The 24,918-nt window shown below is 31.8% G+C and carries 26 protein-coding genes and 2 tRNA genes; 23 read left to right on the top strand and 5 right to left on the bottom strand.

The genetic code is table 11. The annotated features are described in order from the left end of the window. Positions 1-110 precede the first annotated feature (110 nt). The 4 genes from nrdD to E0K96_RS09365 all read left to right on the top strand — a co-directional run bounded on the left by nrdD (position 111) and on the right by E0K96_RS09365 (position 2,789). Positions 111-401 (top strand): anaerobic ribonucleoside-triphosphate reductase, encoded by a 291-nt coding sequence (gene nrdD, locus E0K96_RS09380; protein WP_479684536.1) that lies wholly within the window; start codon positions 111-113, stop codon positions 399-401. A gap of 94 nt (positions 402-495) precedes the next feature. Further along, a complete protein-coding gene (locus E0K96_RS09375) occupies positions 496-1,749 on the top strand; it encodes a Y-family DNA polymerase (RefSeq protein WP_168082752.1) in 1,254 nt (417 codons plus the stop codon). Then, a complete protein-coding gene (locus E0K96_RS09370) occupies positions 1,739-2,053 on the top strand; it encodes a YolD-like family protein (RefSeq protein ID WP_168082750.1) in 315 nt (104 codons plus the stop codon). The genes E0K96_RS09375 and E0K96_RS09370 overlap by 11 nt, the downstream gene beginning before the upstream one ends. A 31-nt stretch (positions 2,054-2,084) precedes the next feature. Continuing rightward, entirely contained in the window at positions 2,085-2,789 is a 705-nt protein-coding gene (locus E0K96_RS09365; RefSeq protein WP_168082748.1) for an endonuclease/exonuclease/phosphatase family protein, read from the top strand. Positions 2,790-3,021: 232 nt separating this feature from the next. Here the strand turns inward: E0K96_RS09365 and E0K96_RS09360 are convergent, their stop codons facing one another. Next, positions 3,022-3,189 carry a hypothetical protein gene (locus tag E0K96_RS09360; protein ID WP_158095637.1) on the bottom strand — a complete coding sequence of 56 codons (168 nt, stop codon included), beginning with the start codon at positions 3,187-3,189 and terminating at the stop codon, positions 3,022-3,024. 224 nt (positions 3,190-3,413) lie between these two features. On the opposite strand from E0K96_RS09360, the gene E0K96_RS09355 reads away from it, so the two are divergent. Beyond that, positions 3,414-3,806, top strand: coding sequence for a hypothetical protein (locus E0K96_RS09355; protein ID WP_168082746.1), 393 nt, complete (start codon positions 3,414-3,416; stop codon positions 3,804-3,806). A 425-nt stretch (positions 3,807-4,231) separates the two neighbouring features. Here the strand turns inward: E0K96_RS09355 and E0K96_RS09350 are convergent, their stop codons facing one another. Together E0K96_RS09350 and E0K96_RS09345 are read right to left on the bottom strand one after the other, a co-directional pair. Beyond that, positions 4,232-4,606, bottom strand: coding sequence for a DUF6120 family protein (locus E0K96_RS09350; protein WP_168082744.1), 375 nt, complete (start codon positions 4,604-4,606; stop codon positions 4,232-4,234). Next, entirely contained in the window at positions 4,599-4,928 is a 330-nt protein-coding gene (locus E0K96_RS09345) for a PadR family transcriptional regulator (RefSeq protein WP_168082742.1), read from the bottom strand. The genes E0K96_RS09350 and E0K96_RS09345 overlap by 8 nt, the downstream gene beginning before the upstream one ends. Before the next feature lie 284 nt (positions 4,929-5,212). Here E0K96_RS09345 and E0K96_RS09340 point away from each other — a divergent pair, with 284 nt between their 5' ends. After that, complete coding sequence (locus tag E0K96_RS09340) at positions 5,213-5,389, top strand: hypothetical protein (RefSeq protein WP_168082740.1); 177 nt, start codon at positions 5,213-5,215, stop codon at positions 5,387-5,389. Positions 5,390-6,044: 655 nt separating this feature from the next. Here E0K96_RS09340 and E0K96_RS09335 read toward each other — a convergent pair. Then, a tRNA-Gly gene (locus E0K96_RS09335) sits at positions 6,045-6,118 on the bottom strand. 6 nt (positions 6,119-6,124) lie between these two features. Beyond that, positions 6,125-6,201: transfer RNA gene (locus E0K96_RS09330), tRNA-His, on the bottom strand. Positions 6,202-6,414: 213 nt separating this feature from the next. Here E0K96_RS09330 and E0K96_RS09325 point away from each other — a divergent pair. The 17 genes from E0K96_RS09325 to rpoD all read left to right on the top strand — a co-directional run bounded on the left by E0K96_RS09325 (position 6,415) and on the right by rpoD (position 24,917). Beyond that, a complete protein-coding gene (locus E0K96_RS09325) occupies positions 6,415-6,720 on the top strand; it encodes a hypothetical protein (protein ID WP_168082738.1) in 306 nt (101 codons plus the stop codon). Positions 6,721-6,792: 72 nt separating this feature from the next. Beyond that, the gene (locus E0K96_RS09320; protein WP_168082736.1) at positions 6,793-7,812 is read left to right on the top strand and encodes a KamA family radical SAM protein; all 1,020 of its coding nucleotides are present in this window, start codon (positions 6,793-6,795) and stop codon (positions 7,810-7,812) included. A gap of 199 nt (positions 7,813-8,011) precedes the next feature. Next, on the top strand, positions 8,012-8,926 hold the full coding sequence (locus tag E0K96_RS09315; protein ID WP_168082734.1) for an LppM family (lipo)protein: 915 nt from the start codon (positions 8,012-8,014) through the stop codon (positions 8,924-8,926). A gap of 209 nt (positions 8,927-9,135) precedes the next feature. Further along, positions 9,136-9,978 carry a diaminopimelate epimerase gene (gene dapF / locus E0K96_RS09310; RefSeq protein WP_206080683.1) on the top strand — a complete coding sequence of 281 codons (843 nt, stop codon included), beginning with the start codon at positions 9,136-9,138 and terminating at the stop codon, positions 9,976-9,978. Further along, positions 9,971-10,675 (top strand): 2,3,4,5-tetrahydropyridine-2,6-dicarboxylate N-acetyltransferase, encoded by a 705-nt coding sequence (gene dapD / locus E0K96_RS09305; protein WP_087296734.1) that lies wholly within the window; start codon positions 9,971-9,973, stop codon positions 10,673-10,675. Before dapF ends, dapD begins: the two co-directional genes overlap by 8 nt. Positions 10,676-10,684: 9 nt before the next feature. Next, a complete protein-coding gene (locus E0K96_RS09300; protein WP_168082732.1) occupies positions 10,685-11,806 on the top strand; it encodes a M20 metallopeptidase family protein in 1,122 nt (373 codons plus the stop codon). A 3-nt stretch (positions 11,807-11,809) separates the two neighbouring features. Continuing rightward, a complete protein-coding gene (locus E0K96_RS09295; RefSeq protein WP_168082730.1) occupies positions 11,810-12,991 on the top strand; it encodes an aspartate aminotransferase family protein in 1,182 nt (393 codons plus the stop codon). A 58-nt stretch (positions 12,992-13,049) separates the two neighbouring features. After that, positions 13,050-15,077: a cysteine peptidase family C39 domain-containing protein gene (locus tag E0K96_RS09290; RefSeq protein ID WP_168082728.1), complete on the top strand. Its 2,028-nt coding sequence runs from the start codon at positions 13,050-13,052 to the stop codon at positions 15,075-15,077. A gap of 11 nt (positions 15,078-15,088) precedes the next feature. Beyond that, positions 15,089-15,550 carry an rRNA maturation RNase YbeY gene (gene ybeY, locus E0K96_RS09285; RefSeq protein WP_087244593.1) on the top strand — a complete coding sequence of 154 codons (462 nt, stop codon included), beginning with the start codon at positions 15,089-15,091 and terminating at the stop codon, positions 15,548-15,550. A 3-nt stretch (positions 15,551-15,553) separates the two neighbouring features. Further along, positions 15,554-15,949: a cytidine deaminase gene (gene cdd / locus E0K96_RS09280; RefSeq protein WP_087244592.1), complete on the top strand. Its 396-nt coding sequence runs from the start codon at positions 15,554-15,556 to the stop codon at positions 15,947-15,949. Further along, positions 15,946-16,842 carry a GTPase Era gene (gene era / locus E0K96_RS09275; RefSeq protein ID WP_168082726.1) on the top strand — a complete coding sequence of 299 codons (897 nt, stop codon included), beginning with the start codon at positions 15,946-15,948 and terminating at the stop codon, positions 16,840-16,842. The genes cdd and era overlap by 4 nt, the downstream gene beginning before the upstream one ends. Further along, positions 16,820-17,560: a DNA repair protein RecO gene (recO, locus tag E0K96_RS09270; protein WP_224759474.1), complete on the top strand. Its 741-nt coding sequence runs from the start codon at positions 16,820-16,822 to the stop codon at positions 17,558-17,560. The genes era and recO overlap by 23 nt, the downstream gene beginning before the upstream one ends. Positions 17,561-17,631: 71 nt before the next feature. After that, entirely contained in the window at positions 17,632-19,446 is a 1,815-nt protein-coding gene (locus E0K96_RS09265) for a YgiQ family radical SAM protein (RefSeq protein ID WP_087244590.1), read from the top strand. A 1-nt stretch (position 19,447) separates the two neighbouring features. Continuing rightward, on the top strand, positions 19,448-20,362 hold the full coding sequence (locus tag E0K96_RS09260) for an alpha/beta fold hydrolase (RefSeq protein WP_168082724.1): 915 nt from the start codon (positions 19,448-19,450) through the stop codon (positions 20,360-20,362). A 137-nt stretch (positions 20,363-20,499) separates the two neighbouring features. Then, positions 20,500-21,870, top strand: a complete 1,371-nt coding sequence (locus tag E0K96_RS09255) for a glycine--tRNA ligase (RefSeq protein ID WP_087244588.1) — start codon at positions 20,500-20,502, stop codon at positions 21,868-21,870. 15 nt (positions 21,871-21,885) lie between these two features. Next, complete coding sequence (gene dnaG / locus E0K96_RS09250) at positions 21,886-23,628, top strand: DNA primase (RefSeq protein ID WP_168082722.1); 1,743 nt, start codon at positions 21,886-21,888, stop codon at positions 23,626-23,628. 8 nt (positions 23,629-23,636) lie between these two features. After that, positions 23,637-24,917, top strand: coding sequence for an RNA polymerase sigma factor RpoD (gene rpoD, locus E0K96_RS09245; protein ID WP_087244586.1), 1,281 nt, complete (start codon positions 23,637-23,639; stop codon positions 24,915-24,917). Position 24,918: the final 1 nt, after the last annotated feature.

Genomic DNA, 24,918 nt, shown 5'->3' with positions numbered 1-24,918 from the left:
ACTTTTTCATTCTTATTGTATAATAGTTTCTTTGATTTTTTCAAGGATGAAACATTCATTTCATTTGTTTTTTAGAATTTTATTTTCTATAATAAAATAAAGAGAAGGTGATGTGTATGAAAGAAGTTATTGATCATGTTGATGTTGAAGTTTTGAATGGTGAAATGAATGAAGATGAAATTAAGGAATATATCCAATATGTCAAACAGAAATATCCTCATGAAACTTTAACATCCCTAACATTAACAGTAGATGGAGAATTTGTTGATCTTCACTATTGTTTACAGCCAGAACCTATTCAAAGAATTCGACGTATTACAGGTTATTTGGTAGGAACATTGGATCGCTTTAATGATGCTAAAAGAGCCGAGGAACATGATCGTGTGAAACATCAAGTTTAAAAAATGGAAAATATTGTATAGAGAAGTTGCATAAAATACATTGATTATGCAACTTTTATTTTGTATAATAACTTTGTCAGGTGGTGAGTTGTGTATGAGATATTATTTATGCATTGATTTTAAAACCTTTTATGCTTCGGTAGAATGTGTAGAAAGAGGGCTAGATCCTTACAAGGTCAATCTTGTTGTTGCGGATATTTCACGAGGAAAGAGTACAATCTGTTTAGCTGTTTCTCCACATATGAAGGAGTTAGGAGTGAAAAATAGATGTCGTTTATTTGAAATACCAAAGCATATTCATTATATTGTAGCTAAACCAAGGATGAAACTTTATATGGAATATTCAGCCAATATTTATGGCTTGTATTTAAAATATTTAAGTCAGGAAGATATTTATGTGTATTCTATTGATGAGGCTTTTTTAGATGTCACAGAATATCTGAATTTCTATCATAAAAACGCTCAAGAAATAGCGCAGATGATTATAGATGATGTTTATAGAACAACGGGAATTCCAGCTACATGTGGTATTGGAACGAATCTTTACTTAGCTAAAGTGGCTTTAGATATTACCGCCAAGCATGTCAAAAGTCATATGGCTTATTTGGATGAACAAATATATCAAAAGACATTATGGGAACATACGCCACTCACAGATTTTTGGCAAGTGGGTAGAGGAATCGCCAAGCGTTTATATAAATTAGGCATTGTCAATATGAAAGGAATAGCACATTGTCCTGAAGATATCTTGTATAAAGAGTTTGGTGTGAATGCACGTTTTTTAATTCGTCATGCTTGGGGTAAAGAACCGGTGACTATTCAACAAATTAAAAATTATCAGCCTCAGCATCGCTCTATATCCAATGGACAGGTTCTATTTGGAGAATATCGTGATCAGGATGCTTTACTGGTTTTAAAAGAAATGGTGGAGGATAATGTTTTAACACTGGTTGAACAGGGACTTGTGACCAATCATATTTCTTTACATATTAGATATGTTGATGCTTCACTTCCGTCTACGGGTGGTAGTCGTGAAATTTCAGTTGTGACAAATTCTTATCGTCTGTTGGTTAAGGAGTTTATTGACTTATTTGAGTCTACAACATTTAAAAGTCAAAAGATTAGAAAGATTTCTATTGGTTTTGGTCAAGTTATTGATGAAAGGTATGAAGCCTATGACTTGTTTACTGACTATGAAGAAGTACTGAAAGAAAGACAGTTACAACAATCTATTATTCAAATTAAAAATAAGTATGGCAAGAATGCTGTTTTGAAAGCCATGAATGTTTTAGATAAAGCCACTGCAAAACAGCGACATCAGTTAATAGGAGGACATAATGCAGAATAAAAATCATGATGATGCAGTAGAATTTCAACCATTTGATTCTTTACGTGGATTTAGAGAATATCTTCATGAAAAGGAAAGACAACCTGTTTATAAAAAAGAATTAATGGAAGATGAATGTGAAAGACTGAATCGTTTATTTCAACAGCTTCAAAAAGGTATGTCTGTGAAAATTGTTTATTATACACACCAGCAATATCAGACATTACAAGGAATGATTACAAAAATAGATGCAGAATATCATAAAGTCTTATTTATTGATGATCAAAGAATTGAATTTTATAATATTAGAGATATTTCTTTTTAATTTATTGTATAATGATGTTGGGTGATAAAATATGAAAATAATAACATTAAATATGAATATGTTTCGATATCTCATAGATGGAAGTCTCAATGAGTTTTTAAAAGAGTATCAGGCAGATGTTGTGATTTTACAGGAAGTAAGATCATCTTTGGCTGATGAGGTTACATGTTATACACATAAGATATCACCTAATTTATATCAGGAAATTGAAAATATTAAAAAAACAATTTATTTAACAGTTGCTCTTTGTAAGGACGATACATGGCAAAAAGTGAATATAGATCATTTTCATTATAATAATCGTTTTGTGAAAATAAAAAATGATGATTGGTCTATATTCGGTCTGCATTTGCCTTTACAAGATGATATAGATTCTTTATTGTCAATCATTCAAGAAAGTGACTGCGATATTATATGTGGTGATTTTAATGCACATAGAAAATATTCACAGATTAAAAATTGGAAAGTGATAGACAATTTAATAAATGACAAAGAATATTCTGATTTATGGGAAAAAGGTTTAAAAGAAGAAAAAGCTTATTATATTGATTATAAAGGTGAAAAGAAAAAGGCACAGCAAGGTGACTTCTATAGAACATTTGTAGGCAATACACATATAGATTATGTATTAGCAAAAGCAGATATTCATTTGATAGATATCATTATTGATATGAGAACATTAGCTTTTACAGATCATTGTGCTATGATTGTCAATTGTAAGAAAGATAAATCTTGAAATAAATAAGAATATGAGAGGATTGATGTGTGAATAGTATTTTTATGTCATAGTTATATGAAATATGTTTTATAATAAATGAAAATAAAGTTATAAATATTTCTGGATATGAAAGCACAATAAAAGTATATCTCTATTTATATAAAGATATACTTTTTATGTTGTTTTGATTATTGGAATTTATAGTTTATGTGATATGAATTATGTTTTGATAACATATAAAATATCATGATTAATCAAGGTCTTTTCTATGAAAATAATACATGGTGGCTACAATAACAGCTGTTGAAAATAAAATGGCATTGGCTATTTCATTTCCAGGAATAAAAGTGATGAGAAGTTTCCCTAACATGAATATAAAAAAGCATAAACCAAATACAATGTAATGATGTTCTTTCATCTTTATCACCTCAATCTTAAATAAAGCATATATAATTTTCTCCGATAAATCAATAGTTAAAATAGAAGTTTATATAAAATTAATTTTAACTTAACTATATTAGAAAGATAGGAATAACATGGCTATAGTATAATCATAGTTGATAAACTGAATTTTTTAGAGGTGAAAAGATATTGATGAAGTCAAAAAGAATGGTGATATTTGTTTTTATAATAGTATCTATAATGCTTGTATTTATGATGATTATGCAAAATATATCATTGAATAATGAAATACAAATGTATGAGAGTTTTTGGAATATCAAATTGCCATCAAAGACAAAATGTGTCTATAAATGGGATAATCAAGATTCATTTCATGGAGAAGGCATAAGATATTCTAGATATCAATTATTAGAGAATGATACAAGTCAATTAACTGATTATAATTATACTCAAAATAATGAATTGGAAAAATCTGTTATTAATTTAATGAACGATTGTGGTATTCCAGATAAACAAAAAATTGATTTCAATTCAACTTACTGCTGGAAATATATAGAACGTGAGCAGGATAGTTTGTTGATTATTTATTCTTTAAATATAAAGAGCTTGTTTTTGATACAGGATACAGCATAAAAAAATGAAATGATATAATGATAAAAATAGTGTATTTAAGCTATTTTAAAAGTATATCTTTGTATAATTATACAGTAAGATATACTTTTTAGTGTGACTTTTTGGATATCTCAAATGAGATATTTGATAAAGCAGTTATTAAAGTCGATTGTTTTGTTAGTTGATAAATATATAAAGCTATTTTTGACCAAAAAAAATTAAATAAATATATGTATGATTTATAATGTATTGTGAATGAGAATTCCCATAATTATCATACAATATTGAAATTAAAATTTACAATATAGTAAATATTATGGTTGATTCCGTTATTATAAATTCGATCATTATCATTCGCTCCTTATACATTTTTGTTGTTGTATCTATATATGAAAGAATTGTATTCAAATCATAAATCTATAAATATATTTTGAAGAGTTTATTTTTTATTCAATAATCTCAATTGTTTCTTCAATATAACCATTGTTACTATCTTTAACTTCCTCATATGTCTTTTGATATATATAAGCTCTATATGAAAAGAATAATGTACATATAACCAGAAATAATATAAAAATGTTTCTTAATGTTCTAACAAACTTTGCTTTCTTAACTAATTCATATACATCTTCTTGATTATAATAATCCATAATAATTTCTTGTGGTGAACCCAATCTTTCAACAATTTCATCATAGTTTAATTCATGACTTCCATCATCAATATTATCTCTCAATTTATCAAGATATTTTCTTTCTTTTTTTCCACAATATGCAAATAAATATTGGCATTCTTTAAAGTAACGTTTAATATCTTTATTCATGTTTTTTCTCCATTAAATCATTTATTACATTAATCATGTCTTTATATTCATTATAAATTTTATCAAGGTATTCTTTTCCTGATGGTTCTAAATGATAATAAACTCTTGTCATTCTTTTACCGACTAACTTTTTTTCACTCGTTATATATCCAATTTCTTCAAATTTATAAAGAATGGGATACATGGTTCCTTCTTTTACATTAATTTTTCCATGTGTTCTCTCTTTTAATGTGTGTGTAATCTCATAACCGTAACAATCTTTTTCATCTAGAATTTTTAAAAATAACATTTCTAACTTAAAAAAATTATTTTTCTTAGACATGAAATCACCTCTTTGTAAATGTATCAAATATAATAAGTTAAATCAATATATAGATAAAATATATAATTGTTGACATACATTATAAACATGATAAAATAAATTCGGAAAAAATAATCGTGAAGATATTCATGGAAAAGTAGATAATGACTGATCATTGTGTCTGCATTAAATATATTTTTGGATATAAAACTTTCTGTGATTTCTATATTATTGAGAATCTTATGATTTCCTAAATATCAATGTGCTAAAATACTATATTTGTAATGGATGAGAGGTAAAATATTATGAAAATTCAATATGCATTATTATTTATATTCTATTTAGTGTTAATTTTTTATGTTATTGCTCTTGGTTTGAATTATATAGTGCCAAAAGATGTTATTACGCTTTTACAAATGAATATGGCATTAACGATTACTTCATTTTTAGGTCTTGTTTTTATTATTCTTACAAAGAAATAAGGATTTGAATTTTATATATGGTGCAAGTGATGAGAATTGAACTCACTCAATCAGTTTGAAAGTTTGAAGTTCTATCATTGAACTACAGCTGCATACTCTATAGCTATTGATGAAAGTATATCAATGTATAAAGGTTAATAAAAAATACTGTGTTTAAGTTGTTTTAAAAGTATATCTTGGTATCATTTTTTATACTGAGGTATACTTTTTATATTTTTGATATTATTTCAAAATGAAGATAAAATAATATATATTTAATTAAATAGGATCGAGAATATATTATGAAATAATTCTTATGACTTTTTTTACTGTTTAAAAATATTTATAGCTATTTAAATTTATAACTTATTTTTGATCTATTCAATCTCATATTTTAATGATAACTTCTATAATATTTTCAAGTTCACTCTTATTATTCTAAATATTTCAAAGTATAAAATATTGGTTATATATCCTCAGTGATGAGCACTTCAATCCATGGATATCTATTTCATTCTGTAAGATAATGAATTTGGACATTTTCCAGTATTCTTTTTATATGTGATTATATAAAAAAGTGTGTTAACATCAAGAAATCTAAAAAAACAATGAAATAAGATTGATTATCATAAAAATAAAAAACTCCCTATTTTCATAAGGAGTTTAACTTTACATATGGAGCGGGTGATGGGAATCGAACCCACGTAGTCAGCTTGGAAGGCTGAAGTTCTACCATTGAACTACACCCGCATACTCTGGGGCGGTCGATGGGAATCGAACCCACGAAATGCCGGAGCCACAATCCGGTGCGTTAACCACTTCGCCACGACCGCCATATCGGTATACCTCGATTAGGCAAATACGATTATATAAGATTTTCAATCATTTGTAAAGTCCTTTTTTTGTTTTTTATAAATAATCTATAATATATGTAAAATTTATATTTGTATGTCTTTAATCTGGCATATCATTATTTACATAAAATTAACATGATATCCACAGCGTGGTCTTATCTTTTTTTTAAATTTGTAGTAGGGAGGGATATTATGAATTTGAAAATTTATCAGAAAGTTATAAGAATCATGTTTATCATTGCAGGAATATTCATAATTATTTTAAGTGCTATTCAAGCAACAGGAAATTTTGAGTTTTATGATGGACTAGTTCAATGGATTGTCTATATTTTATTAGCAATGTTTATCGTTATTTTGATATCGTTGTTTTTGTTTTGGCGCTGTCCATATTGTGGAGCGATGTTAGGACGTATGACTTTCTTTGAGTCTGAACTCTATTGTCAATGTTGTGGACAACAGATTATTAAAGAAGAAAAGAACAAAAATTGTTCAAATTGAAGAAATATTTTCTCTTAAAATAATTGTATACGCTTTCTTTTTGTTGAGATTGTTATAGAAGGAAATGATAAAATGACTTGGCAAGAAGAACTTAAAAAGAGTATAACAAATATAGATCAATTAGCAGAAATTCTTCATTTATCAAATGAACAAAAAGAACAATATAAAGCTGTGATTGAACGTTTTCCAATGATGATTACACCTTATTATCTATCCCTTGTAGATACGAACAATCCCCATGATCCGATTGGCAAAATGTGTATTCCTTCTTTAGATGAATTTAATCAGGAAGGTTCTTTTGATACGAGTGGTGAAGCAACAAATACCAAAATGGAAGGTCTTCAACATAAGTATCAGCAGACAATTCTTTTGCTTTCAACGAATCAATGTGCAATGTATTGTCGTCATTGTTTTAGAAAACGTATGGTTGGATATTCTGCAAAGGAATTAAATAAGCGTGTTGATGAAGCTGTGGATTATGTGAAAACACATCATGAAGTCACAAATGTTCTGATTTCAGGTGGTGATGCTTTTATGAATCCAAATCATATTATTCAGCGTTATCTTGAGGAATTGACAGCAATAGCTCATTTAGATTTTATTCACTTTGGAACACGTGTTCCTGTGACATTTCCACAGCGTATATATGATGATGAGGAATTATTAGATTTATTAACGAAGTATACATCAAAGAAAATGATTTATGTGGTCACACAGTTTAATCACCCACGAGAAATAACACCTCAAGCTGTACGTGCTATTTCAGAATTACAGAAACGTGGTATACAGGTCCGTAATCAGACTGTTTTAATGCGTGGTGTCAATGATCAGGGAAAAGTCTTAGGAGAATTACTGTCAGGATTGACACGCATTGGTGTGATTCCTTATTATATTTTTCAATGTCGACCTGTCACAGGAGTCAAAGGTCATTTTCAGGTGCCTATTTGTGAAGGTATTCGTATTGTGGATGAAGCAAAATCTTATCAGAATGGATTTGGTAAGGCTGTGCGTTATGTGATGAGTCATCCATTAGGAAAGATAGAGATTATTGGTGAATTGAATCCACAGGAAGTGATTTTTAAATTCCATTAAAATAAATATGCTGATGGCAATGCTAGAATTTTTATAAGAAAGCTTTCTGAAACGGATACTTGGCTTGATGATGAACTACAAGGATTCTAAGATTGACAAACAATGAAGTTTGTCGATTTTTTGTTTTTTTGATAAATCATTGTCTATCATAAATGAGATATGATACAATAAAGTATATAAGGGAAAGGAGACATTATTTATGAAAAAGGTATTGAGAGGATTGTCGATGTTGCTGGCTGTTATAGTTTTGACAGGCTGCATGAAAATGAATGTCAATCTGGAAATTAATGCTGATAAGAGCATGACAGGTTCTATGCAGTTATTGATGGAAGAGTCGATGCTGACTGCAGCTGGTATGACAAAAGAAGATATGGTGAGTCAGATGACAGAAGAATTACAGGCATCTGAAGGCATGGAAAATGCGAAAATTACAGGTATTGAAGAAAATATTGATAATGCGACATGGGTTGGTGTTCAGGTTGATGGATTGAATGCAACAGCTGAAGAAATGCAGGCTTCCATCACTGAAGAAACGGTAGATGGAAAAGATTGCCTTGTTTTACGCTTGCCACTAGATGATTTGAAACAGCAGATGGATACAGAATCAGCAGCAATGGCTGGATATTCCGTTGATAAACTTAAAAATTTAGGTATTGAAATGACAATGACTATTAAAATGCCAGGTAATGCAACATCTAATGTAGGAACTGTTGATGGACAGAATGTCACAATTGATCTTTTGGATTTATCAGCCAATGGAAGTAATGTTGATGAGTTGGTGATCTCATCACCAAAATCAGTAGGTATGGATATGACATTTGTTTATATTGGTATCGCTGTTTTGGCTATCATTGTTGTGATTGCGATTATTTTGAAAAATAAAAAGAAAACTGATTCAAATATTTCTCATGATCAAATCGAAGAACATGCAACACCTCAACAAGAAGAAACAAAAGATGAAAATGTAGAGTCACAGTCAAAAGAAGATGAGCCTGTTTCTGAAGAAACAGCTGATGTTCATGAAGAAACACAGCCAGCTCAACAAGAAACATCAACAATAGATAATAACGAAAACACAGAAACAGAAGATCATTCAGATGAAAATAACGGCTAAGGCCGTTATTTTTACATGTTTTAATAAGACATATGATAGTGAATGATCATTAAAAGAAGAATAACAATTAATATAGATAAAGTCTGATTGATTTTTTTGAACATGTATTTCATAGGTTCACCTTTTTTAATATATGCAATTCTATCAAAAGACTTTTCATTATATTAAAAAAATGTTAATATATTTCAAAAAGATGGGGTGAGAAAATAATGAAATTTACAAAAATGGAAGGTCTAGGAAATGATTATATTTATGTTGATGGAATTCATCAGCAGGTTCCAATGACACCAGATTTTATTTCTCATATCAGTGATCGACATTTTGGCATTGGCAGTGATGGGATGATAGTGATTTTACCTTCACAGCATTACGACTTTAAGATGCGTATGTTTAATCGAGACGGTAGCGAGGGAAAGATGTGTGGAAATGGTATTCGCTGTTTCGCTAAGTTTGTTTATGATCATGCGTTGACTGATAAAACTTATCTGGAGATTGAAACATTAGGTGGTCTTAAAAAGGTATGGCTTCATGTTGACAATGGGCAGGTTCAATCTGTAAAAGTCGATATGGGAGAGCCTATTTTAGATGTTTTACAGATACCTTGTCTTTTTTCAAAAGAACAGATGGTGAATGAACCATTAAAGATAGCTGGTCACATTTATGATTGTACAGCAGTTTCTATGGGAAATCCCCATGTCGTCACATATGTGGATCATCTTGATTTTGCGATTGAAGATATTGGTCCATGTTTTGAAAAGAATGATATGTTTCCTGAATCTGTGAATACAGAATTTGTTCAGGTGATTGACCGTCAGCATTTGAAAATGCGTGTCTGGGAAAGAGGTTCAGGGGAAACGATGGCATGTGGCACAGGTGCCTGTGCAGTGATGTATGCAAGTTATATGAACGATTTGTGTGATGACAAAGTACAGGTTGAATTGCTGGGAGGAACTTTGGATATTTGTTTTGAAGATGGTCATATATTTATGGAAGGACCGGCTAAAACTGTTTTTGAAGGAATAATCAATGAGGAGGATTTTAAAAATGTATAGTACTGCGCAAGAAATTATTCAATATATTAGAGATGCTAAGAAACAGACACCTGTAAAGGTTTATGTTAATGGACATGATTTACCAACAGATGACTCTATCAAAGTATTTGGAACAGAAACAAGTCGTGTTTTGATTGGTGATTTGGATAATGTTCAAAAATATTTAGAAGCTCATCAAGATCAAATTACAGAAACTTATTTAGAACAAGATCGTCGTAATAGTGCTATACCTATGTTAGATATGCGAAATATTAATGCACGTATTGAACCTGGAGCATTTATTCGTGAAAATGTGACAATTGAAGATAATGCCGTGATTATGATGGGGGCTGTCATTAATATTGGGGCTAAAATTGGTGAAGGTTCAATGATTGACATGGGAGCTGTCTTAGGTGGTCGTGCTGAAGTTGGAAAACACTGCCATGTTGGAGCTGGAGCAGTCTTAGCAGGAGTTATTGAACCACCTAGTGCCAAACCCGTTGTTTTGGAAGATGATGTTTTAATTGGTGCGAATGCAGTTGTTGTAGAAGGTGTTCGTATTGGTAAAGGTGCTGTTGTTGGAGCTGGAAGTATTGTCTTGAATGATGTGCCAGCTGGAGCTGTTGTTGCAGGAAATCCAGCACGTATCATTAAAGAAGAAAAAACAGATGAAACGAAAGAAAAGACACAGTTAATGGATGATTTAAGAAAAATTTAAGGTGAGATTATGGAAGATGTCAAACGCTGGAGAAGAGATTTACATCAGATTCCCGAATTAGGTTTAAAAGAATATCAGACGGCAGAGTATTTACGTCATGAATTAGAACAGATGGGATATCATTGGGAAAGTATCATTGAAACAGGAACGCTTGTTTATATTGATTATGGTTGTCAGTCAACTTTGGCTTTTCGTAGTGATATTGATGGTTTGCCTATTCATGAAAAAAATCAGGTGGATTATGTTTCAAAACATCCAGGCTGTATGCATGCCTGTGGTCATGATGGACATATGAGTGCCTTATTAGGTTTTGCAAAACGTTTAAAAGAAATCAAAGAACCATTGAACTATAATATTCTTTTGTTGTTTCAGCCTGCTGAAGAATCACCAGGAGCAGCACGTTTGGTTGTAGAATCGGGTGTCTTAGAAAAATATCATGTGAAAGCTATTTTTGGAATGCATTTAATGCCAATGATTGAAGAAGGCAAAATTGCCTGTAAAAGTGGACCGTTAATGGCTATGTGTGGTGAAATGGATGTGACCATTCATGGACAAGGGGCACACGCAGGATTACCGCAGGAAGGTATTGACAGTATCATGATTGCTAACCATGCCTATATGCAATATCAGACAATGATTTCCAGACATATTTCACCGTTTTCACCAGTTATTTTCAATATTGGAGAAATACATGGTGGAACAGCACGTAATAGTGTTGCTACGCAAACTTGTATGCATGGAACATTACGTTGTTATGATGAATCTCTTTTTCATAAAATGACACAGGAAATACAAGCTATTCATGATGGTTTAATGAAAAGTTATAACTGTCAGATTGAATGGAGTTGTCCACCTATGTATCCACCAGTGATGAATCATCAATCGTTGTATCAACAATTGAAAGCATGCGTGGATTCATCTACATATATTGAATTGGATGAACCATTGATGTTAGCTGAAGACTTTGCTTTTTATCAAAAAGCAATTCCTGGGGTATTCTTTTTTGTAGGTACAAAATGTCAGGAATATCAAAGTGGATTACATACAGAAACGTTTGATTTTCATGAAGAAGTTTTAGAAACGGCAGTTGATTTATATGAGAAATTGGCTAGAAATATAAAGGGGGTATAAATTGTGGAAGATTGGTATACAAGAGGGGAAAATGCTTTTTTAAAAGCTTATGGTCGTTATGATGTTGTTTTAGAAAAGGGTGAAGGTGTTTATTTATATGATACAAATGGACGTCGATATCTAGATTTTTATGCAGGTATTGGGGTCAATTCATTAGGATACCATTATCCTGCCTATGTTCAAGCTATGCAAAAACAGATGGCAACATTAACACATGTATCAAATTATTTTTATACACCAATTGCTGTAGAAGCAGCTGAAGCTGTCAAAAAAGCAACACAGTTAGAAGCCGTCTTTTTCTGTAATTCAGGAACAGAAGCGACAGAAGGCGCTTTAAAACTGGCTAGAAAATATTATTATTTAAAACACGGTAAAGCAGATAGTGAGATTATATCATTCCATCATTCTTTTCATGGACGTTCAACAGGTTCTGTCAAATTAACAGGGAATCCAGCTTATCAAAAAGCCTTTGGACCACTCATTGATGGTGTCTGTTATGCCACATTAAATGATATCGAAAGTGTCAAAAGTCTCATTAATGAACGTACTGCAGCTATTATTGTGGAACCTGTTCAAGGTGAAGGTGGTGTTTATCCTTGTGATAAAACCTTCATGCAAGATTTAAGAGCTTTATGTAATGAACATGATATTTGTCTGATTTTAGATGAAGTTCAATGTGGTATGGGACGAACAGGAACAATTATGACTTATTTCCAATATGATATTTTACCTGATATTGTGTGTCTGGCAAAAGGAATTGGCTGTGGAATTCCAGTTGGTGCCTTTGTGGCTAATAAAAAATGGGCACAAGCTATGGAACCAGGAGATCATGGAAGCACATATGGTGGTAATCCGTTTGCTTGTATGGCAGTCAAAACAGTTTTTGATATCTTAGAAAAAGATCAGATTCTACCACATGTTCAGGAAGTTTCACAGTATCTCATTCAACGTTTAGATGAAGTTGTTGAACAGTTTGATTGCGTGATAGAACGTCGTGGACTTGGTTTGATGCAAGGATTAGTATTGAATCAAGAAGCGAAAAGTGTTGTGAAAGCATTGTTAAATGACGGTGTTATTGTTGTAACAGCTGGCAGCAATGTGATTCGTATGTTACCGCCATTGATTATCACACCACAACATGTTGATGAATTTATTGAGAAATTGAAAAAAATTTTAAAAAAATGAATATAAAAAAAGAAAAAACCCTTACTTTTTGCGTATATAGAAGTAAGGGGGTTTTTCTATGCATAAATATCCAATTGAATTACAAGATGAAGAAAAGTCATGTGGAGCTTATTGTATTGATATGATTTTAAAATATTATCATTTTTATGATGAAATCAAAAATATAAAGAAAAAAGCCAGATTAAATCAAAATGGAATCTCTATAAGAGGTATGATTGAATGTTTAAAAAGTTATCAGATTGAAGCCAAAGCCTATGAAGCCACTTTAGAAGATATTGTTAGAGAAGTGAAGTGTCCATGTATTTTATATATGATTTATGATGGAATAGGACATTTTGTTGTGTTATATGAGATCAAAGATGAAGAGTATATCATTGGTGATCCAGCAAAAGGATTAGTCAAAATGTACATAGAAGAGATGAATGAACATTATGGGCAAAGAGTCATTGTGATTAAACATGTGGGACGTGTTCCTCAGCTTCATTATAAAAGTTATAGACAATTTTTAAAAGATACCTTTTTTGCTTATCAGCGTTATATGATATCTTTGATATGGAAAGGTCTATGGATTGCGGTTATTGGTTATGGTAGCAGTTATTTTTTTCAGATTCTGATTGATTATATTCATTTGAAAACTGCCTTTTTCTATATGGCTATATTAGCGATGGCTTATACAACCTTAGAATGCATACGTACATATATGACACAATTAAAAATGAAAGAAATGATTCATCTCCAAAAGGCTATGGATGAAGATTATGTTTTTCAGTCACTTATGAATATGTTGAAACAGTCACATTCATTTTTTTATCAGGATCATGGTGTGATTCAAAGTCAATTATTAAGTCTTTTTGATTTGACAGAAATGAGTCTGGAGTGTTTTGAGAAATTCTTTTTAGATGGTTTGTTTTTTGTTGTTTTATTTGTGGGCATGTGTTTATTGAATATCTGGTTAGCCTTGATTGTAGCAGTGACTTTTATAGTCATATGTGTCATCAGTTATTTTCGATTAAAAGATTTTCAAAGCATAAATAAAAATTATTTAGAAGCACATTATCTTTTTAGACATCATGTGTTAGAACTGATTGATAATCATTCTTTAATTCGCTATTTTCATTTGTTTCAAAGACAACGTGAAAGAAGTTATCATGTGTATTTAGATGAAGCTTTATTAAAAGAAAAACAAGCCTTATTTTTAAATCAATTTCAGTCTTTAATTCAATATTTGATTGTTTTATGTTATGGTATTGTTTTATTGGTAGGATTTTATCTTTTTCATCTTCAACATATCACAATGGGACAGTTGATCATGTTTTATATGCTGGTTTCTTATTGCATTCAGCCGGTTTTAAATATGGTTGCTTTAGCCAGTCAGTATAAACAGGTTAGTTTGATTTATGATAAGTATAAGAATTTTGAAGTTGATTTAGAGAAATCAAAATGTACTCTTGATCAACCGATTACATCTATTCGTTATGATGATGTCACTTATGCTTATGGTTATCAGTTGCCAGTTTTAGAACATATTGATTTAAATATCCAACATCATCTGTGGATTAAAGGTATTACAGGTAGTGGAAAAACAACTCTTTTAAAGTTATTATTAGCAGAAGACTTAGCATATCAGGGTGATATTTATATCAATGATTTAGAATTGAGGCAAATTGATTTGGCTTCTTTATATGAACATATTGGATATTTAAATGAAACGCCAACATTTTTACATATGACACTTCAAGATAATTTTCTATGTCAGGATGAAAAGAAAATACAATTCTATTTAAAAACATTTGGAATGGAAAGTTTAAAAGATATGATGCATATTGTCTTGTCAGAAAATGGATATCCACTATCCCTTGGACAAAGACAGGTTGTCGCATTGATTCGTATGTTGTGTCGTGACTGGGATGTGCTGATTTTAGATGAGGCTTTTTCACATATGGATACACGTTTAGCAAATAAAATTTTACGTTATCTGATGAAAAATGATGAAGGAAAAATTTATATTATGATTAACCATCAAACAAAGATAGTGAACAAGAATATGGAATGTGTTATAATTGAAAAAGGAAAAATAAAGAAATAAAGGGTGAGAAGATGAATATTGATTTTGTATATGAAGATGAAAAGCATTTATGTCAGGAAGATTATGAAGCTGTTTTTCGAAAAATTATTGAAACAACATTACAGACATTGCAGATTGATGATGATGTAGAATTATCATGTGTGATTGTTGATGATGAACAGATTCATCAGATGAATCGTGATTATCGTCATATTGATCGTGCAACCGATGTGATCAGTTTTGCATTAGAAGATAATGAACAATATTATGTGGCCGGTATGCCAAGAAGCTTAGGGGATATATTCATTTCATATGAACATGCCTGTCAGCAGGCACAGGAATATGGACATTCATTAAAACGTGAAATGTGCTTTTTAATGACACATGGACTTTTACATTTGCTTGGTTATGACCATATGAATGAAGATGATGAAAAAGAAATGTTAGCTTTACAAAAAGATATTTTAAATCAGTTAGGAATAGAAAGAGGTTAGAATATGGATTATCAAGAACTTGTTGATGAAGCATTCAAAGCTTCGCAAAACGCATATGTTCCTTATTCTCATTTTCGTGTGGGGGCCTGTTTATTGTTGAAAAATGGACAAAAAATTTATGGCACAAATATTGAAAATGCGGCTTATGGCTCAACAATGTGTGCTGAACGTAATGCTGTGTTTCAGGCTTATTGTCAAGGCTATCGCCAGGATGATATTGCAGCACTAGCCATTGTTGGTGACTGTTCACCACTTATTTCACCATGTGGAGCCTGCCGTCAGGTTTTGGCTGAATTGTTAGATCCCCTTACACCTATTATTTTAGGAAGCAAAGATTATTATGAAGTCACAAATATGCAGGAGTTATTACCTCGTGCATTTACAGGAGAGAGTTTATGACATTTAAATCAGGATTTGTAAGTATTGTTGGACGCCCTAATGTTGGAAAATCAACATTATTGAATCATATTTTAAAAACAAAATTAGCGATTACATCATCAACCGCGCAAACGACACGTAATACGATTCAAGGTATTTATACAGATGATGAAGCGCAGATTATTTTTATGGATACACCAGGGATTCATAAACCACAGGATGGTTTAGGATCTTTTATGAATACCAATGCTTTAAATAGCATTTATGGTGTGGATATTGTCTTATTGCTTGCGCCAGCGAATGAAAAGATTGGTCGAGGAGATCGTTTTATTGTCAGTCGTTTAAAGGAAGCAGATGGACCTGTTTATCTTCTTTTAAATAAGATTGATTTGTTGTCAAAAGATGAATTAATTCAAAAGTTAAATGAATGGAAAGAAATGTTTGATTTTAAAGAAATTATTCCTATTAGTGCTTTAAATGGGGATAATGTTGAACATCTCATAGACACAATCAAAAATGATTTAAAAGAAGGGGTTATGTATTATCCTAAAGATCATATTACTGATCATCCAGAACGTTTTATTATGGCAGAATTTATTCGTGAAAAGATTTTATATTTTACTCATGAAGAAGTGCCTCATAGTGTTGCGATTGTCATTGAAAGTATGACTGAAGATGAAGATGGTGTTCATGTCATGGCGGCGATTGTTGTGGATCGTCCAAGTCAAAAAGCTATTATTATTGGTAAACAGGGAAGTATGATTAAAAAGATTAAACAAAATGCCAGACGTGAAATGAAACGTTTTTTACAAACTCCAGTTACATTAGAACTTTTTGTGAAGGTAGAAAAGAATTGGCGTAATAAACAAAAGTATTTAAGAGAGTTTGGTTATGATGAAAATGACTATTCATGAGGAAGTTGTTGAAGCTGTTATTTTAAAGAAAACACCGTATAAAGAAAATGATATGATTTTACATATTTATAGTCATGAATATGGAAAAATGAGTGTGATGGCACGTGGGATTCGTAAAATGACAAGCAAGAATGCCCGTGGGTGTCAAGAAATGATGTTAAGTGAATTGACGATTGCCTTAAAAAAAGGAATGAGTACATTGATTAAGGCTACACCACTTGATTATTTTAGACACATTGAAGAAAATTTGGAAAGTGAGATTGTTGGACAGTATATTTTAGAATATTTCTATCGTTATGTTGAAGATAATCAACCTTTAGAAAAAGAATATAGAATGTTATATGAAGCTTTACATGCTTTGGATTTGGGATATCCACCATTGCTTGTTTATCTGCTTTTTAATGTCTTTATTTTAGAGCATAATGGGGTATCTTTGGATGTTGATGGCTGTGTTTTGTGTGGTTCACCTCAAGTTGTTTCTATTTCATTGGAAGATGGAGGATTTTTATGTTCAAAACACATAGGACATCATCAGCCCTATTCTCAGGATATTTTAAAAGCTTTTCGACATATTCATAAGATTCCTATAACCGCTATTGATCATTTGCATATTTCTTCATCAGCCATTCAGGTATTAGTGCCTTTAATGGAATCGTTGATTGAAGAATATACGGGAATTCAGTTGAAAACATCACGTTTTATTCATCAAATTGTGTAGAAATTCTACACAATTTTATTTTTCTTCAAAACAAATTAGTGTATAATATGAGCATATAAAGGGGAAATGTTATGGGACAATTTTTACCAACAACAAAAGAAGAAATGTTAGAAAGAGGATGGCAACAGCCTGATTTTGTCTATATTAGTGGAGATGCCTATGTTGATCATCCATCATTTGGTGCAGCGATTATTACACGTACTTTAGAAAGTCGTGGCTTTAAAGTGTGTTTTTTAGCACAACCAGATTGGCGTCGTTTGGATGATTTTCAGCGTTTTGGCAAACCACGTCTTGGCTTTTTGATTTCTAGTGGTAATATTGATTCAATGGTGAATCATTATAGTGTATCCAAGAAAAGACGAAAAAAAGACAGTTATTCTAATAATGGAGAAATGGGTCATCGACCTGATCGTGCAGTGATTGTTTATAGTCAAAAAGTGCGTGAAGCTTATCATGATGCAACCATTTTGATTGGTGGTATTGAAGCCAGTCTAAGACGTTTGGCTCATTATGATTATTGGGATGATAAAGTCAGAAAATCTATTTTAATTGATGCGAATGCAGATTTATTGATGTATGGAATGGGAGAAAACAGCATTATTGAGATTGCTGAAGCATTGGATGCAGGACTTGACGTGCATGATTTGACTTATTTAGATGGAACAGTTTTTAAAACAAAGGATTTATCTATGATTCCAGATGATCATATCATGTTACCATCGTTTTTTGATATGACTCATGATAAAAAAGAATATGCCAAATCATTTGGTATTCAATATCGTAATACTGATCATTATAATGCCAAAACATTGGTTGAACCATATGAGGGATTTTATGTCGTACAAAATCGCCCTAATCGCCCATTAACGCAAATGGAGTTTGATGATACATATGCTTTGCCTTATCAAAGAACGTATCATCCAAGCTATGATTATATTCCAGCGATTGAAGAAGTGCGTTTTTCGCTTATCAGTAATCGTGGCTGTTTTGGGGCCTGTAATTTCTGTGCTTTAAACTTTCATCAGGGACGTATCATTCAATCACGTTCTCATGAGTCGTTAGTTGAAGAAGCTAAGAAAATTATCCAGGATCCAGATTTTAAGGGTTATATTCATGATGTTGGAGGACCAACAGCGAATTTTAGATTTCCTAGCTGTGAAAAACAAACGACACATGGAGCCTGTCCAACTAGACAGTGTTTATGGCCAAAACCATGTCGTCAGTTAAGAGTCGATCATAGTGATTATTTGGCTTTGCTTAAAAAACTAAGAAGCTTAGAAGGTGTTAAAAAAGTCTTTGTTCGTTCTGGTATTCGCTATGATTATTTAATGTATGATCAGGATGATACATTTTTTAAAGAACTGATTCAACATCATATCAGTGGTCAATTAAAGGTTGCTCCTGAGCATATCAGTAATCAGGTTCTCGATAAAATGGGGAAACCTCATCGTGAACTGTATGAAAAGTTTGTGGATAAGTATAAACGACTCAATAAAGAGATGAACAAAAATCAGTATCTTGTTCCTTATTTGATGTCATCGCATCCAGGTAGTGATTTAAACAGTGCTATTGAATTGGCTGAATATTTAAGAGATATCCATCATCAGCCAGAACAGGTTCAGGATTTTTATCCAACTCCTGGAACTTTATCAACAGCTATGTATTATACAGAGTTAGATCCACGAGATTTGACACCTGTTTATGTTGCGAAAACACCAAAAGAGAAAGCAATGCAACGTGCTTTGATGCAATATCGTCGACCACAAAATTATCATCTTGTCTATGAAGCTTTAACATTAGCAAAAAGAACAGATTTAATTGGTTTTCAAAAGAAATGTTTAATTAAACCAAAAGGTCAAAAACGTCCACTACGAAGGGGGTCATGATATGAAACGTACTGCTTTCTTTACATCATCCATGCATATCAATATTCGTTATCATGTTTATGAGCCTCAAGTTGTGATTCGTGTAAAAGGCATTGTGCAGATTCATCATGGTTTAGGAGAACATGCTGGACGTTATGAACATTTTGCTTCTTTTCTAGCAAGTCAAGGCTTTGTGGTGGTAGTGAGTGATTTTGCTGGACATGGACGTTCTTTAATTGATTTTGAACAGGGATATTTTGGAGAACATGATGGGCCTATGCATCTGATTGAAGATATGCATCATTTGCAGATGATTATTCGTGAAAAGTATCCTGATTCACCTTATTTCATGCTGGGAGTTGATTTAGGCTCTATTTTGATACGTAAGTATATGACTGTTTTTGGTGACTTTATTGAAGGGGCTTTATTACTGGGAACACCTTCAAAAGTTGATTTCTTCTATTTGAAACGTATTTATTTACGTTTATTAAAGATGTGGAAGGGACCACTTCATAAAGCACAACAATATTCTCGCTATCTTCGTCATCGTTTAAATAAAAGAATTCGCATGACAAGTGATATGGACTGGTTAACGAGTGATGAGGATGAAAGACAGCGTTTTCTGGAAGATCCTATGTCACATTTTGCATATACTGTTCAGGGATATCGAGATATTATTCATATGATACAGGAAGTCAATACTGAAAAAACAATCATGAGTATTCCTTCGTTTTTATCAATATATATTGGTATTGGTGAAAATGATCCTATGTGTCCTAATATAAAAAAACTTATTGAAAAATATAAAAAAATACCGATTCAGGATCTGACATTTGAAATCTTTTCAGGGCAACGACATGCCTTGTTGTTTGAAAAAGATAAAAAGTTGGTTTATAAGAGTATACTGAAATGGCTAAATGAAAGGACATATTTATAAAGTACACTCATTGTTGGTTGACAAATGACTACTATAAGGGTATAAATACGAAGTAAATATATAAATAAAAGACTTGGCTTGTGCTAGGTCTTTGCTATTTTATATAGGTATAAACATAAATAAAAAGGGGTATAAATATGGCAAACAAAGATATGGATAAATTAATTGCTCATGCAAAAAATTCAGGATTTGTTTATCAGGGTTCTGAAATTTATGATGGGCTTGCAAACACTTGGGATTATGGTCCTTTAGGTGTGGAAATGAAAAATAATATTAAGAAATTATGGTGGAAACGTTTTATTCAGGAATCACCATATAATGTTGGATTAGATTCAGCAATTTTTATGAATCCACGAGTCTGGGAAGCTAGTGGGCATGTTGGTGGATTCAGTGATCCATTGATTGACTGTAAACATTGTAAAACAAGACATCGTGCTGATAAATTGATTGAAGATTATGATCCAAATATTCATAGTGATGGTTGGGCACCAGAAAAAATGATGGAATTTATTAGAGAACATCATATTCAATGTCCAAACTGTGGAAGTGAAGACTTTACAGATATTCGTGAGTTTGAATTGATGTTTAAAACATATATGGGTGTTGTCAAAGATGCCAAAAGTGTTGTTTATTTAAGACCTGAAACGGCTCAGGGAATTTTTGTGAATTTTAAAAACATTCAAAGAACATCACGTAAAAAAGTTCCATTTGGAATTGGTCAGATTGGGAAATCTTTTAGAAATGAAATTACACCAGGTAATTTTATCTTTAGAACAAGAGAGTTTGAACAGATGGAATTAGAATTCTTTACAAAGCCAGATACAGATTTAGAATGGTTTGATTATTGGAAAAATCAATGTATGCAATTTTTATTGGACTTAGGATTAAGTGCAGATAATTTAAGATTTAGAGATCATGAAAAAGAAGAATTATCATTCTATTCTAAGGCAACAAGTGATATTGAATATCTTTATCCATTTGGATGGGGTGAATTATGGGGTATTGCTGATCGTACAGATTATGACTTAGGTAGACATCAGGAATATTCTAAGAAAAACCTAGAGTATTTAGATCCTGAAACGAATCAAAAATACTTACCATATGTTATTGAACCATCAGTAGGGGCAGATCGTTTATTCTTATCTGTTTTAGCTGATGCTTATGAGGAAGAACAGTTGGAAAAAGAAACACGTCTTGTGATGCATTTCCATCCAGCTGTGGCACCTGTAAAAGCAGCTATTTTACCACTTACAAAGAAACAAAGTGATAAAGCTATGGAAGTTTATCAGTTGTTAGCTAAGGAATTTAATGTGGAATACGATGTTGCTGGACAGATTGGAAAACGTTATCGTCGTCAGGATGCAATTGGAACGCCATATTGTATAACTGTTGACTTTGACAGTGAAAATGATCAGTCTGTCACATTAAGAGATCGAGATACAATGGAACAGATTCGTTTACCAATTCATGAACTTGTAGATTATCTAACAAAAAAGATTCGTTTTTAATAAAGGAGGGCATATATGGCACGTCTATCACAGGAAAAGATAAATGAAATCAGGCAGAGCGTTGATATTGTTGATGTGATTGGCGAGTATCTTCCTTTGGAAAAGAAAGGAAGAAATTACATAGCATTATGCCCTTTTCATGATGATAAACATCCTTCAATGTCTGTTTCGCCTGATAAGCAAATTTTTATGTGTTTTGTGTGTGGTACGGGAGGCAATGTTTTTACATTTTTACAGAAATATTTAAAAATATCATACATAGAAGCTGTTAAAAAAGTTGCCGAAATAGGTCATATTGATTTGAGTGAATATCATTTAGATGTCGTTTCATCACCGATTTCTAAAGAAAATGCTTCACTTTATCAAATGCACGAAGAAGCACAGAAAATTTATAGTTACTATCTCAATACAAAATTGGGACTGGAAGCAAAAGCTTATTTAACGAAACGTCATTTTTCTGATGAATTGATTAAAGAATTTCAAATTGGCTATGCACCTTTGCAGTCAACTTTATATCAGGCATTTGAAAAATTGGGCTTTCAGGAAATAGATATGGTCAAGTCTGGGCTGATTGTAGAATCATATCAGCATTTTGACCGTTTCCAAGATCGTATTATGTTTCCATTGTATAATCAGCAAGGACAGGTTGTTGGATTTAGTGGACGTATTTATAAACCAACACAAACTGACAGCAAGTATGTCAATTCTCCTGAATCTGATATTTTTATTAAAGGACAGACACTTTATCATTACCATCAATGTAAAGATGCGGTTAAAGAAGCTGGATTTATATACTTACTGGAAGGATTTATGGATGTCATAGCGATGTATAAAGCAGGTATTGAAAATACAGTTGCTATTATGGGAACAGCTCTGACAAAGGGACATATTCAGGCTTTACGTCGTTTGACACATCATGTTCATTTGTGTTTGGATGGTGATCAGGCTGGACAAACAGCTATGAGTAAAGCTGCCAGAGAATTGGAGGAAGCTGGTTTTCAAGTATCCATTATTGTTTTACCTGATAATCATGATCCTGATGAAATCTATGAAGAACATGGTAAAGAAGGATTACAGGAAGCCCTTAAAAAGACATTGAAACCGATAGAATTTTTAATGAATTTTGAGTATCAGAAAATAGATTCTCAAAATTATGATGATCGTAAAAATTATTTAGAGAAAATGTGTTATGAAATTGCTAAAATTCATGATCCTATTGATCAGGATTATTACATCCAGGTTTTATCGAAACAGTCAGGTTTTTCTTATGATCTGATTCATCAGCAGATCAATGGGATGAAACCTCAATTTCATCAAGAAACAAGAGTCCCGCAAAAGAAAATAACACATTTAAAGGATAAATATCAGCAAGCTGAACATGATTTGTTATTTTATATGTTAAATCATAAAAGTGTCGCTTTGAAATATGAAGCAAAAGCAGGTTTTATGTACAATGATCAATATCGTATCATTGCTTCTTATATTATTGACTACTATCGTCATCATAATCAATTAGAAATTGCAGATTTGATAAATAGTATACAAAAAGAAGATTTGATACAAACTGTGGTAGAGATTGCACAATCTCCTTTGCCACAAGTTTATGAAGAAAAAGCGATAGATGATTATATAGAAACCATAGGAAATCATGCAAAGAAAATGAAAAAAGAACAGTTATTAGAACAATTTCGTTATATATTAGATCCTCAACAAAAGGCACAGATTTTAAATGAGATTGTTAAATTAGGAGGTCAATAAAAAGTAATATGAAAAAGGATATGAAAAAGAAAGCAACACCAGTGACATTGGATGATTTGAAGAATTTAATCAAAGAAACAGCTGAAGCTATGGGTGGTAAATTATCTCAAGATGATTTAGATGCCTTTTTAACAAAGTATGACTTAGATGATGAATCAGCTGAAGAATTATTATCTTTTATTACGGATAATGATATTTTAATTGAAGATGGATTTGATGCTTTAGATGATATTGATGATGATCAGTTAATGAGTGGTATGGCAAGTGATTTGGATGATCTTGAAGCATTAGAAACATTGGATGATTTGGATAATTTAGATGATTTAGATTCAGATATTGACAATGATGTTGCTGATTTAGACTTTGGTGGCGATTTTGACATGTTAACAGGAGATACTGTTAATATGTACAGCAATGAGGAAGAAGATGATTCTAATCAGCTTGGAAGCAATGTAAAAATTAATGATCCAGTGAAAATGTATTTAAAAGAAATTGGACGCGTTGAATTATTAAGTCATGACGAAGAAATTTCTCTTGCGAAAAGAATATTAGACGGTGATGAAGAAGCTAAAAAGAAATTGGCAGCTGCTAACTTACGTCTTGTTGTGTCTATCGCAAAAAGATATGTTGGTAGAGGAATGTTATTCCTTGATTTGATTCAAGAAGGAAATATGGGGCTTATCAAAGCTGTTGAAAAATTTGATTATACAAAAGGATTTAAGTTTTCTACATATGCAACATGGTGGATTAGACAAGCTATTACACGTGCTATTGCAGATCAGGCCAGAACAATTCGTATTCCAGTTCATATGGTTGAAACGATCAATAAATTAACAAGAGTTCAAAGACAATTGATCCAAGAATTAGGACGTGAACCTTCAGCAGAAGAAATTTCTGAAAAGATGGATGGTATGACACCAGAAAAAGTACGTGAAATTCAAAAGATATCTTTAGAACCTGTATCATTAGAAACGCCAATTGGTGAAGAAGATGATTCACATTTAGGAGATTTCATTGAAGATGAAGGGGCAATGTCACCAGATGATTATGCTGCGAATGAATTATTAAAAGATGAATTAAATGAAGTTTTATTAGAATTAACAGATCGTGAAGAAAAAGTTTTACGTTTACGTTTTGGTCTTGATGATGGTCGTACGAGAACACTTGAAGAAGTTGGTAAAGAATTTAATGTCACACGTGAACGTATCCGTCAGATTGAAGCCAAAGCTTTAAGAAAATTAAAACATCCATCACGTTCAAAACGTTTAAAGGATTTCTTAGATCGTTAAT

The sequence above is a fragment of the Massilimicrobiota sp. SW1139 genome, from assembly GCF_012027715.1.
In the GTDB taxonomy this organism is placed as follows: Bacteria; Bacillota_I; Bacilli_A; order Erysipelotrichales; family Coprobacillaceae; genus Allocoprobacillus; species Allocoprobacillus merdigallinarum.
This window is presented reverse-complemented; position numbering and strand designations above follow the sequence as displayed.